The sequence below is a fragment of the Actinomyces acetigenes genome (assembly GCF_031296635.1).
In the GTDB taxonomy this organism is placed as follows: Bacteria; Actinomycetota; Actinomycetes; order Actinomycetales; family Actinomycetaceae; genus Actinomyces; species Actinomyces acetigenes.
In genome coordinates this window covers 1-12,112 of record NZ_JASPFC010000054.1, presented here as the reverse complement: position 1 = coordinate 12,112, position 12,112 = coordinate 1, and the positions used below count along the sequence as shown (strand labels likewise).

At 66.7% G+C, this 12,112-nt stretch carries 11 protein-coding genes; 7 read left to right on the top strand and 4 right to left on the bottom strand.

Annotated features, from left to right (window positions below; translation table 11 throughout):
- Positions 1–236: 236 nt before the first annotated feature.
- The 4 genes from RIV14_RS12945 (at position 237) to RIV14_RS12930 (ending at position 3,921) form a co-directional block, all read left to right on the top strand.
- Entirely contained in the window at positions 237–1,031 is a 795-nt protein-coding gene (locus tag RIV14_RS12945) for a hypothetical protein (RefSeq protein ID WP_075373663.1), read from the top strand.
- On the top strand, positions 1,024–1,818 hold the full coding sequence (locus tag RIV14_RS12940) for a hypothetical protein (RefSeq protein WP_075373662.1): 795 nt from the start codon (positions 1,024–1,026) through the stop codon (positions 1,816–1,818). The genes RIV14_RS12945 and RIV14_RS12940 overlap by 8 nt, the downstream gene beginning before the upstream one ends.
- Before the next feature lie 42 nt (positions 1,819–1,860).
- Complete coding sequence (locus tag RIV14_RS12935) at positions 1,861–2,613, top strand: potassium channel family protein (protein ID WP_075373661.1); 753 nt, start codon at positions 1,861–1,863, stop codon at positions 2,611–2,613.
- Positions 2,614–3,138: 525 nt separating this feature from the next.
- Positions 3,139–3,921 (top strand): hypothetical protein, encoded by a 783-nt coding sequence (locus RIV14_RS12930; protein WP_143224271.1) that lies wholly within the window; start codon positions 3,139–3,141, stop codon positions 3,919–3,921.
- A 111-nt stretch (positions 3,922–4,032) separates the two neighbouring features.
- On the opposite strand, the gene RIV14_RS12925 is transcribed toward RIV14_RS12930, so the two are convergent.
- On the bottom strand, positions 4,033–5,112 hold the full coding sequence (locus RIV14_RS12925) for an aspartate-semialdehyde dehydrogenase (RefSeq protein ID WP_075373659.1): 1,080 nt from the start codon (positions 5,110–5,112) through the stop codon (positions 4,033–4,035).
- A complete protein-coding gene (locus RIV14_RS12920; protein WP_075373658.1) occupies positions 5,109–6,650 on the bottom strand; it encodes an aspartate kinase in 1,542 nt (513 codons plus the stop codon). Before RIV14_RS12920 ends, RIV14_RS12925 begins: the two co-directional genes overlap by 4 nt.
- Positions 6,651–7,025: 375 nt before the next feature.
- Here RIV14_RS12920 and RIV14_RS12915 point away from each other — a divergent pair, with 375 nt between their 5' ends.
- The 3 genes from RIV14_RS12915 to RIV14_RS12905 all read left to right on the top strand — a co-directional run bounded on the left by RIV14_RS12915 (position 7,026) and on the right by RIV14_RS12905 (position 10,786).
- Positions 7,026–8,450, top strand: a complete 1,425-nt coding sequence (locus RIV14_RS12915) for an ATP-binding protein (protein ID WP_081381911.1) — start codon at positions 7,026–7,028, stop codon at positions 8,448–8,450.
- A 306-nt stretch (positions 8,451–8,756) separates the two neighbouring features.
- Complete coding sequence (locus tag RIV14_RS12910) at positions 8,757–9,701, top strand: ABC transporter ATP-binding protein (protein WP_075373657.1); 945 nt, start codon at positions 8,757–8,759, stop codon at positions 9,699–9,701.
- Positions 9,698–10,786 (top strand): ABC transporter permease, encoded by a 1,089-nt coding sequence (locus RIV14_RS12905; protein WP_075373656.1) that lies wholly within the window; start codon positions 9,698–9,700, stop codon positions 10,784–10,786. The genes RIV14_RS12910 and RIV14_RS12905 overlap by 4 nt, the downstream gene beginning before the upstream one ends.
- A 104-nt stretch (positions 10,787–10,890) precedes the next feature.
- Here the strand turns inward: RIV14_RS12905 and recR are convergent, their stop codons facing one another.
- Together recR and RIV14_RS12895 are read right to left on the bottom strand one after the other, a co-directional pair.
- A complete protein-coding gene (gene recR, locus RIV14_RS12900) occupies positions 10,891–11,499 on the bottom strand; it encodes a recombination mediator RecR (protein ID WP_070659121.1) in 609 nt (202 codons plus the stop codon).
- Position 11,500: 1 nt separating this feature from the next.
- The coding region (locus RIV14_RS12895; protein WP_309325220.1) for a hypothetical protein at positions 11,501–12,112 on the bottom strand (612 nt) is incomplete at its 5' end.

Here is a 12,112-nt window from a genome sequence, read left to right as displayed (position 1 = left end):
CCGCTGACCCTGCGACGCCTGCCTCCACATCACAAGCCCCTGCCCCTCGTGCGCCGACACAGGCAACCGTCCTGACGTCATCATTTTCCGCTATTCGGCGGATTCCAACCGCCGACACGGACAATTTTCTTCACTACACTTCTCGGCGACACACCACCCAGATCGAGCCACGGTGCCGCCGCACCCCGGCAACACGCCCGACACCTCCCAACCCTTGAGAAGAGCAGCATCGCCACATGGATGAGATCAAACCATTCCGACCGTTGCAGGTGCCGGTAGCTATCGCCCTCAGCGCCTTCACCATCATCGCACTCGCGGAGCTGCATAGCCTCGACCCTGGCTCCGATTCGACTGACTCATTCACCGCCTTGACCACCATTGTTTTCTGGACAATCTCCGCAGGGGTGGCCACCTACAATTCACCGCAAGCACAAGGGGCCGCAAGTGCAGTATTCACTGTCACCGCCCTCATAGGCGAGATCATGCCGGCAGGCAGTGGCCATAGACAGAACATCCTCTCGGAGATCTCTCCAATCCTGTGGGTCCTGGCCGGAATCATGTGCGGATCGGCCGCAGCAACATGCACCACCATCAGCCGCACGAGCAAGCATCATTCAACTCTCGGCCTCAAGGACCGACTCCTCGAGACAATTGAGGTGGCGATACTTGCAAGTATCCTAGCATCCGCACCACCCGTGAGCACCTCGCCCTCTCACTTATGGACGTCATCCGGACAGGCGAGTATGTCCGCCATCACATTCCTCTGCGGTTTCACAATGACATTATTTGCTGGAATGTCGCCCTTCATACCCTTGATCTACCTGGCTATCACCATCGGCCGCTACTACTCCTTCGACGACTCAGAGGCGGCTCGAAACTATCTCGCCGACATTCTCCCCGTCCCTCTTCTCGCCGTCTCTGCGACAGTCGGACTGCTCACCATGTACCACTACAAGAAGCCACGACCAATCACGTCGAGCCAAGCCACAGAATCTCACACCTCACCACACCAAGAGGACACTCATGAATGATGAGATCTCTTTTCAGCAGCTACGCACACCCATCGCCGTGGCGCTCACGGTGATTCTCAACTCGATGTTCACTCTACCCTCGGATGCGCGCTTGACAGATCTTTCCAAGGTTGAGAATCCGCTTATCCTTGCCTCGATCCTTCTGATTTTCCCTCTGGTGATATGGAATCACCCGCCCAGCCTGGCGGCTTCAGGAGCAACCCTGCTGATCCTGAGCGTTCTGGCACATTCCCGTGACGACACGATGGGGGATTTCGAGGACTCCGCCAGGCCTCTATGGTTCACCGCCGGACTGCTCCTGGGCTCAGCGCTCGCCTTCGTCGCAAGAAAGCACGTACACTCGACCCTCTCGCAGGTATCCGGGTGGAGGTATATCCTCCACCCGGCACGGCTGGCTGAGGCACTCATCGGAATCGGCATCGTCCTCGTTCTTTTCAGACCCTCAAACCCACAGTTTGTCCAGGTCGAGCATGCCGACACTGCCACCAGTGAGGGCTCCTTGCTCTTCTGGTTTGCCGCGAGGCTATTCATTACCCTGTTGGCCGCCGTTTCCCCGACGGCCTCCATCATCTGCTTGGCTGCCGTCGTCTGGTTCCACGGCGTCAACGAGCACAGTGCGTTCCCCACCACCGGCACCGTTTCCGTCCTGTTCATCCTTGTGCTGGTGAGCGTCAGTCCTCTGTTCGTCCTTCATGATCGTCCAGCACAGGAGACCGCGGATTCCGACACCGGGGCCGACGACGCCGACGCCAACCTCACCAACCGCGCAGAAGTTCCCCACCGGTGAGCGCGCCACGGTTTTATCCCCAGCGCCGTCTACCATCGGATCATGCCGACTGACATCAGCCCGAGCACTCGGCTGCGGGCGTGGGAACGAGCCATGGAGTGGCCCCTGGCCGGCGCCGCCGTCGTCTTCCTGGGCGCCTACGCCTGGGAGGTACTCACCAACGCGCAGGGCGGGGCCAAGGAGGCAGCCGAGTTCGTGATCGGCGCCGTGTGGGCACTGTTCGGCGTCGACTATCTTGTCCGCCTGGTACTGGCGCCGAGCCGGGGCCGCTGGTTCCTCCACCACCTGCCCGACCTGGCGATCATTGTTCTGCCGATCCTGCGGCCACTCAGGCTCCTGCGCCTGGTGACGCTCGTGAGCATCATGCAGCGCAGCGCCGGCACCGCGCTGCGCGGGCGCATCACCCTGTACACGGCCGGCAGCGCCACCCTGCTCATCTTCACCTCGGCACTGGCCGCGCTGGATGCGGAACGTCATGAGCCGGGCTCCTCGATCCAGTCCTTCGGCCAGGCCCTGTGGTGGGCGCTGACGACGATCACCACCGTCGGCTACGGCGACACCTTCCCGGCCTCCACACAGGGACGTTTCATCGCGGCACTGCTCATGATCGGTGGGGTGGCACTCGCCGGCGTCGTCACAGCGACCCTGGCCTCGTGGATCGTCTCACTGGTCGAGGAGGAGAACGCCGAGCAGGAGGCCGCCACGCAGGCGCAGGTGGCAGCCCTGCAGCAGCAGGTCAGCGAGCTCAGTGAGCGCATTGACCGGCTTCTGAAGATGCCCGACTCGGGTCGATGAGCGCGCGATCCGACTTGCGGCGACGCCGTCGGCCTATCTCCTCGAGTCGGCATCCAACCCACTGAAAGGCCATAACCATCACCTCAGACGGTTTACGCTACTCGTCGAGGAACCGACCACGTCTGTACTGACAGCGGTACCTTGCAGGCCGGACACACCCTCCGCCAGCCGTCTGAGAAAAACGGCATCGTCATACGAACAACGAGGACAAGCGTTCCACACACTTCACATACCAGCAGCCATCGTGGGCATTGCCATCACAGCAGTCTCTCTTAAACTGGTGACATGGAGCTCCCCTATTCGATTTTACTCATTTGACGACAAAACGACTCAGATCGGGTATCTCGTCAACGCTCTCCCCATTCTTTTGACCGCCATCGCAGCCACCGTCTGACTCCTCACCGCATACAGCCACAAGAAGCCCAGGTCTGTCACACAGCAATGCCCCGAAGAACGCGAGCCATTCATGGCGCAGGCGCCACCACACCGTCAACCACACCTCAAAGTAACGACGAAAGGAGATTCATGAAGAACAACGAGTCACTTCAACAGGTGCGACCCCCATTCACTATGGCGCTCACAGCAATTTTCGCGTCGCTACTCGCCTCCATGACAAGCGCGGATCACCCTGGAAGCCCATTGATCCTCATCCCTCTTCTGATGATTCTCCCATGGGTCACCTGGAATCACCCACCCAGCCTGGCAACCTCTGGGGCGATGCTGTTGACGGTGAGCATCCTGGCACCGTACAACAGCGACGGGCCGAACGACCTTTATCTCGCTTACAGGACTCTATGGTTCTTCGCCGGCCTGCTCCTGGGAGCGGCGCTCGCCCTCATTATAGGAGAGCGCATACGCTCGTGGCACCCGCACATACGTGGGTGGCGATACACCCTTCATCCTGCACGGCTCGCCGCAGCAGCAACTGGAACCATCATCGTTCTCGCCCTTTTTAAACCATCAACCCAGTCATCGCAGATCGAACAGACTCAGACAGCCACGAACAACGACACAGTAATATTTTGGCTCGCAGCCGGCCTGTTCATCACCTTGCTGGCGTCCATCTCCCCCACAGCCACCATGATCTGCTTGATCGCCTTCATCTCCATCCACGGTGTCACTACCCACGCACCTTTTCCGAACGCAAGCGTCGTCTTCGTTCTCATCCTCTTCACGCCCGCAATCATCGGCCCCCTGTTCCTTCCTCGCGACCTCACCGCGCATGAGGCCGAGGAATCCGACACCAGCACCGATGCCTCTGCCATCCCGACCCCCACCTCCGAGACCTCACCAAAGGAGGCATCGTGAACTTCAGATCGGACACCTAGTCCGCAAGCACCGAGCCGGGCATTTCTCGCGTAGACCTACAGAATTTCTGTTGGGGGCCGCGAAAAATGCCCGGCTCGGCGTGAGGAGAGGTCAGCCCCGGATCTCGGCGGCGACCAGCTCGGCCAGCTCGACGGCGTTGAGGGCCGCGCCCTTGCGCAGGTTGTCCCCCACGGCGAAGAACTGCAGGCCGTGGCCCGGCGCGAAGGCCTGGTCGGCGCGCAGACGCCCCACGAAGGTGCCGTCGCGGCCGGCGCCCTTCAAAGGGCTGGGCACATCCTGGTAGGTGACGCCAGGCGCCGCCTCCAGCAGCTCGCGGGCCCGCTCGACGCTGATCTCACGGGCGAACTCGGCATTGATGCTGAGGCCGTGCCCGGAGAACACCGGGATGCGCACACAGGTGCCGGAGACCAGCAGGTCGGGGATCTCGAGGATCTTGCGCGACTCGTTGCGCAGCTTCTGCTCCTCGTCGGTCTCGCCGGAGCCGTCGCCGGCGTCGTTCCCGGCCCAGGCGACGGCGTTGAAGGCGATGGTGTCGACGTAGACCTCCGGCGCGGGGAACTCGACGGCCCGCCCGTCCAGGGCCAGGCCCTCCATGTCCTCGTTCACGACGGCGCGCACCTGCCCGGCCAGCTCGGCCACCCCGGCCCGCCCCGAGCCGGAGACGGCCTGGTAGGTGGAGACGATGAGGCGGATGAGCCCGGCCTCCTCGTGCAGCACCTTGAGGGCGGGCATGGCCGCCATGGTGGTGCAGTTGGGGTTGGCGATGATCCCCTTGGGGCGCTCGCGCAGCGCGTGCGGGTTGACCTCGCTGACCACGAGCGGCACCTCGGGGTCCTTGCGCCAGGCCGAGGAGTTGTCAACGACGACGGCCCCGGCCTCAGCGAAACGGGGGGCGTACTCGCGCGAGGCCGCACCCCCGGCGGAGAAGATGGCGACGTCGATGCCGCTGAAGTCCGCGGTGGCGACGTCCTCGACCTCGACCTGGGCGCCACGGAAGTCCACGACGGTCCCGGCGCTGCGGGCCGAGGAGAAGAAGCGCACCGAGCGGGCCGGGAAGTCGCGCTCGGCCAGCATCGCGCGCATGACGCGGCCGACCTGGCCGGTGGCCCCCACGACGGCGACGCAGACGCCGTCGGCCACTCCGGTGTAGGTGTTCACAGGACTGCTCATCGTCCGGTCCCTCCGTAGACGACCGCCTCGGCGGCCTGGGCGTCGAGGCCGAAGGCGGAGTGGACGGCGCGCACGGCCTCGTCGAGTACGGCGTCGTCGACCACCACCGAGATGCGGATCTCGGAGGTGGAGATCATGTGGATGTTGACCCCGGCCTCGCTCAGCGAGCCGAACAGACGCGCCGAGACCCCCGGGTTGGAACGCATGCCGGCCCCCACCAGGGACAGGATGCCGATGTCGGGGTTGAAGTGCAAGCTTCGGAAGCCCAGCTCCTCGCGGGCGGCCTCCAGGGCCTCGCGGGCGGCGGCGGAGTCGCCGTCGGGGCAGGTGAAGGAGATGTTGGTCAGGCCCGTCCCCTCGGCGGAGACGTCCTGGACGATCATGTCGATGTTGGCGTCGGTGCCGGCCACGATCGCGAAGATGTGGGCGGCGGCGCCGGGGACGTCGGGCACGCCCACGAGCGTGATCTTGTCCTGGCTGCGGTCGTGGGCGATTCCGGAGATGACGGGGGCTTCCACGTGGTCCTCCTTGGCGGACGGGCGGGGGCGGGCCTGGGCCCGCGCGGCGATGGCGTTGCGGTGCGCGGTGTCGACGACGGCGGCCGAGGGCCCCTCGTCGAGCCCGGCGGGGTCTGAGGGCGAGGCCGTAGCGGCCGTAGAGACCGGGGCTGCCGGGGCGGCTCCCTGGGCCTCGCCGGCGGCCTGCGGGGCTGCCGGGCTCGGGGTACTGGGCGCGCTGTCGGTGTCGGCGGCGACGACGTCGTCGAGCTGGGCGGCCACGACCGAGGGCACGAAGGCGCCCTTGCGGCGGCCGTCGTAGATCCAGGTCCCGGTCTTGTCGGAGAAGGAGGAGCGCACGTGCAGGGGCACCCCGAAGCGGCGGGCGTACTCCACGGCGCGCAGGTGGAGGATCTTGGCGCCGTGGGCGGCCAGCTCCAGGGTCTCCTCGCTGGAGAGGGACTCGATGCGCTTGGCGGTGGGGACGATGCGGGGGTCGGCGGTGAACAGGCCGTCGACGTCGGTGTAGATTTCGCAGACGTCGGCGTTGAGGGCGGCGGCCAGGGCGACGGCGGTCGTGTCGGAGCCGCCACGCCCCAGGGTGGTGGTGTCCTCGACCTCGTTGATGCCCTGGAAGCCGGCAACGATGGCAACCGAGCCGGTCTGGATGGAGCGGGCCACGCGCTCGGGCAGCACGCCGACGATGGAGGCCCTTCCGTACTTGGAGTCGGTGAGGACGCCGGCCTGGGCGCCGGTGTAGGCGCGCGCCGGGACGCCGAGCTCGGAGACGGCCATGGCGAGCAGGGCCACGGAGATGCGCTCGCCGGCGGACAGCAGGATGTCCATCTCGCGGGCGGGGGCGTCGGTGGTCAGGGCGGCGGCCTGGTCGAGGAGCTCGTCGGTCGTGTCCCCCATCGCAGAGACGACGACAACGACCGTGTTGCCGGCCTGCCGGGTGGCGACGATGCGCCGGGCGACGCGCCGCATCGCGTCGACGTCGCTGACGGACGAGCCGCCGTACTTCTGGACGACCAGTGCCATATGGCGCTCCTCGGGTCCTGGAATCAGTGCGTGTCTAGCATCAGGTGCTCCGCGCCGGTGCGGGCGTCCTGGCAGGGGCTTCCGGGGACGGAGCCGTCGCCGTGCGGCGCCCACGACGACGTGGCTGGGGCAAGCATACGGTGCGCCGTGTTGCCGACACATCACGCGCTCCCCGGCCCCTCCCCACCCACACTTCGCGGCCCCCAGCCCTCGCCCCACACGCACACCCCGGCCCACACTTCGACAGAATCTTCAGAAACGACCCGGAGCCGCGTCGATTTTGAAGTTTTGGTCGAAGTGTCGAAGCGAGGCGAGCCCGAGAGCCACCCCGCTCACACCCACTCTTAAGTACTCTAAAAATGTTAGAGTGAACCCATGGGTCACGACGACATCGATGCGCTACTCAACCTCCCCATCAACGAACGCGGTGAGCGACTGGCTCAGACGCAGGAGAACCAGTGGTTCGAACGCAAATCCATCCGTGTTGACCAGAAGAGCTTCGCCAAGGCCATCATCGGGATGGCGAACGCGGAAGGTGGAACCGTCGTCGTCGGCTTGAGCGAGAAGCAAGTCGAGGGGACCGACTCCACACCCTCTCAAACCAACAGGCTTCGCCAGGTACCGATGACCATGGTGGCTCCACCACTGCGCGCCCACTTCCGGGAGGTCCCGGTGATGAACGACGACGGCACGCAAGACCATCTCCTCGTCGCCCAGGTACCTCCCAGCCGACACGCACACCGGCGCAGTGACGGAACAGCCTTCCTGCGCATGGGCGACTCCACCGTGAAGCTTGACGGCCCGATGTGGGAAGAGCTCGTCTACGACCGGGAGGCCGAGACATATGAGGCCCAGCCCGCCGGTATCACGATGGCTGACCTGAGCGGAAAGGCAATCGATCGACTACGAGCGGAGATCGGCGCACACGGAGACGACAGCCACGTCTTACGCAGCCGCAGCCTCCTGACACAGGACGGCAAGCCCACCATCGCCGCACTCCTGCTCTTCGGCACTGCACCCGAGCAGCTTCTGCCGCAGGCACTGGTGCGCGTCCTACGCTACCGAGAGGACGAGACAGGCACCGGAGCGCGCCAAACCATGGAGGCCGACGGCGATCGACGCCTCGAGGGCACCATCCCGGACGTCATCACCAGAGCGGCTGAGCTCATCGATCAGTGGGCCCCCAAGCGCAGGGCCCTGAAGAACGAGGGGACCTTCGGCCCCACGGACATCATCCCCCGGGACGCCTGGCTGGAAGCCGTGGTGAACGCCGTCGTCCACCGCTCTTACTCGATGGCTGGAGACCACATCCGCGTGTCGATCTTCCCCCACCGCATCGAGGTTTCCAGTCCAGGCCGTTTTCCCGGAATGAGCGATCCGAGTCGCCCGCTCGAGATCGCGCGATACGCACGCAACCCGCGCATCGCGAGGGTGTGCGCGGACCTCGGGATCACGCAGGAGCTCGGCGAGGGCATTCGGCGCATGGTTGACGACATGCGCCGAGCCGGTCTCGCGGACCCTCACTATCGTCAGACCTCAACCAGTGTCATCGTGAGGCTGGATGCGACGTCGGCCATCTCGCGCGACGTCATTGAGAAACTGCCTCACGGCTCGCTCGAGGTCGTCACGCTCCTGCGAAGCACCGGTCCATTAGGTACGGGGGAGATCGTGTCGGGCGTCAACGCATCCCGCCCTACGGTCCTGCGGTGGCTCAAGACGCTGCGCGACGAGGGACTGGTGGAGAGAAGAGGGCAGTCACCTCGAGACCCGCGAGCCACATGGTACGTACCCGGCACCTGACCCCCACCGCTGCCACCTCACTGCCCGCAGCAGAGTCCTCCGGCCGCCCACTCACATCTACTATAAAATATTGAGAGTAGCGACGTGAACTTGCAGAGCGTTGGAATGACAAGGAACGACTCGCCTCGAACGGTGCTACTGCCAACCTACTCGAACGCTACTCGAAGTTCTCTTAACAGCCGCAGGCCCACACTTCGACAGAATCTTCAGAAACGACCCGGAGCCGCGTCGATTTTGAAGTTTTGGTCGAAGTGTGGCGAGCCCGAATCCCGTCCGCCGCCTCGGTCAACGACATAGCCTGGTCACATGAGCATTGAAGTCTCCCAGCTCACCCGCTTCTTCGGTCGGGCGCCGGCGGTGCGCCAGCTGGACATGTCGGTGCCCAGTGGCGCAGTCACCGGCCTGGTCGGCCCCAACGGCGCCGGTAAGACCACGCTGCTGCTCATGCTGGCGGCCCTCCTGGCCCCAGACTCCGGGACGATCCGGGTGGCGGGCCTGGACCCGGTCACCCAGTCGCGCGAGGTTCATCGCACCGTGGGCTGGATGCCTGACGCCTTCGGCACCTGGGACTCCCTGACCTGCACCGAGATCCTCCTGACCTTTGCCGCCGCCCAGGGCATGGATGCCGCCACCGCCCGCCCCCGAGCCCTTGAGATGCTCGCTCTGGTCCACCTCGATGAGATGGCGCGCACACCGGCCCGGGTCCTCTCCCGCGGCCAGAAGCAGCGCCTGGGCCTGGCCCGCGCCCTCATCCACGCCCCCAAGGTCCTGCTCCTGGACGAGCCGGCCGCCGGCATGGACCCGCGTTCGCGCGCCGACCTGCGCGTCCTGCTGCGCGACCTGGCCTCGGGCGGCACCACGATTCTGCTCTCCAGCCACATCCTGTCGGAGATGGAGGAGATGGTCGACGGCGTCGTCTTCATGTCCCACGGGACCGCCGTCGCCTCGCCGCCGGGGTGGGGCCCGACGCCCGGCCAGGCGGGCTCAGGCGCGCCAGCCCCGCTTCCGATGCAGCGGACCTGGCGGATGCGGGCCCTGGACGCTGGGCGCCTGGGCGAGTGGACGCACTCCGCGCAGCTGTCCGCCACGGCGGAGGAGGACGGCGCTGTGCGCCTCCCGGTCGCCGACGACGCGGCAGCGGCCCGTCTGCTGCGCGAGGCCGTTGAGGCCGGGGTGGAGGTCGTCTCCTTCGCCCCGCTGTCCGGGACCCTGGAGGAGACCTACCTGGCTCTGGAAGGAGAACGCCGATGACCTGGACCGGTGTGCGCACCATCATGGTGCTCGAGCTGCGTCAGCGGGTGAGAGCCACGCGCTGGCGCATCATGCTGGGGATCTGGCTGGCAGTCCTCATCCTGCTGTGCGGTGGGCTGGTGATCGCCATCGAGACCACGAGCTCCTCAGGGGCGTCCAACGACTATCTTCTGACGCTCTACGACATCGTCGTCTGCTTCGTGCTGGGGATCGGGCTCATCGTCGCCCCCACGCTGTCGGCGACCTCCATCAACGGTGACCGGGCCGACGCGACTCTAGCACTGCTGCAGGCCACGGCGCTGCGCAGCCAGGAGATCGTCGTCGGCAAGCTGCTGGCGGCCTGGGTGGCAGCGATCGCCTTCCTGGCCGTGGCCACGCCCTTCCTCGTCCTCTTGACATTCGCGGGCGGCTCGCACTGGCAGGCCCTCCTCGCGCACCTGGTCATCCTCGTCTTCACACTGGGGTCGGTGTGCGCCATCGGCCTGGGCTTCTCGGCGTTGGCAGCGCGGCCCTCGGCCTCGGCGGTCCTGACCTACATCGTGGTGACCGCCCTCGTCGTCGGGACTCCACTGTTCATGCTCATCAGCGCGCCCCTGGCGGTCAGCAACCAGACAGTGGTGACCTACGAGGTGGATTACGACAACTCCACCGAGGGCAAGCGCGTGTGCAAGACCGACCCCGAGGTCTCGGTCGAGGAGGTCACCCACACCGATCGGATCTGGTGGATGTTGGCTCCCAACCCCTTCGTGACCCTGGCGGATGCCACCGCCCACGCGCCCCGTCAGCTCGGCCGCGGAGGCCACCGCAGTAGCTACTCCCTTCTGGAGGCCACTGGTTCGTGGACCGACGAGCTGCGCGATCCCAAGCCCGATCGGGTCGTCAGCAACTACTGTGAGAACTGGGAGGACTCCTCCGACGATCCTTCCAGCAGACGTGACGACGGGGCTCCCGTGGCCAAGCACCTGGCCTTCTGGCCCGCGAGCCTCGTGGTACTCATGGCCCTGGGAGCCGGCGGCGTGGTGACGGCCAGCAGGCGTCTGCGCGTGCCGGCTGGCAGGCTGCCACGCGGCGTGCGCCTGGCCTGACCCTCCCACCCCTCCTATCCCTCCCATCGAGCCGGGCGTTTTTCGCGTAGCCCCACAGAATTTCGGTCGGGCTACGCGAAAAATGCCCGGCTCGGCGCAGAGAATCAGTCCTCCACGCGGCGTCGGCCCTCGAAGGCTCGCCCGAGGGTGACTTCGTCGGCGTACTCCAGGTCGGCGCCCACGGGCAGGCCGGAGGCGAGCCGGGAGACGGGCACGGCCATGGTGCGCAGCATGCGGGTGAGGTAGGCGGCGGTCGCCTCGCCGACGACGTCGGGGTCGGTGGCCAGGATGACCTCCTCGACCTCGCCGTCTCCCAGGCGTCCGAAGAGCTCGCGCACGCGCAGGTCGTCGGGGCCGACACCGTTGATGGGGTCGATGGCGCCGCCGAGCACGTGGTAGAGCCCCCGGTACTCGCGGGTGCGCTCGATGGCGACGACGTCCTTGGGCTCTTCGACGACGCAGATGACGCGCTGGTCGCGGCGGGGGTCGCGGCAGATGGCGCACTGGGGGGCCTCGGCGATGTTGCCGCAGGTCTCGCAGAAGCGGACCTTGGCCTTGACGGCGCGCAGGGCCTCGATGAGGCGCTCGACGGCGGCCGAGTCGGCGGCCAGAATGTGGAAGGCCATGCGCTGGGCGGACTTGGGGCCGATGCCGGGCAGCTCGCCGAACTCGTCGATGAGGTCCTGGACGGCGCCTTCGTAGACGGCGGGCATGTCAGCGTCCTTCCTGGGTCACGGTGACCTCTTCGATGACCTGGGCGCCGAGGATCCGTTTGACGACCTCGAGCCCGACGACGCCGGCGTCCTCGGCGTCGGGGTCGTCCTCACTGGGGGTGTCGTCGGCCAGGGAGTCGGTATCGGCCTCCTGGGCGGCGGCGCGGGCCGCGGCCATGGCGGCGGCCAGGCGCGAGCCGGCGATGCCCGACGGCGCCCAGGTGGAGTCGTCCTCAGGTGGGGCGCTCGGGGCGCTGGGCTCCTCGGGGGGTGGGCCCGGGCTGAAGGGGCTCGACGGCGTCCCCTCCCAGGTGACGGGGGCCAGGCCGGGTGATCCTGCGGTGGTCTCCGGGGCGCCGGGCACCCCGGGCGCGCTGCCGGCCCCGGGTGCCTGCGGGGACGGGGAGGAGGGCGTCTGCTGGAGGGACTGGGGGGCCGCCGGAGCGGACGCGGCCCCGCCGGGAATCTCCGGCAGGGCGCGCAGACGGTGGACGGTGGCCAGGGGCGCCTCGTCGGGCGCCTGCGCGGCGGGGGCGGAGCGGGACTGCGTGGGTGAGGCTGAGGCCGCTGGCGCCGGTGTCGGGGCCGGGGTGGACTGGGGACCGGTGGGCGC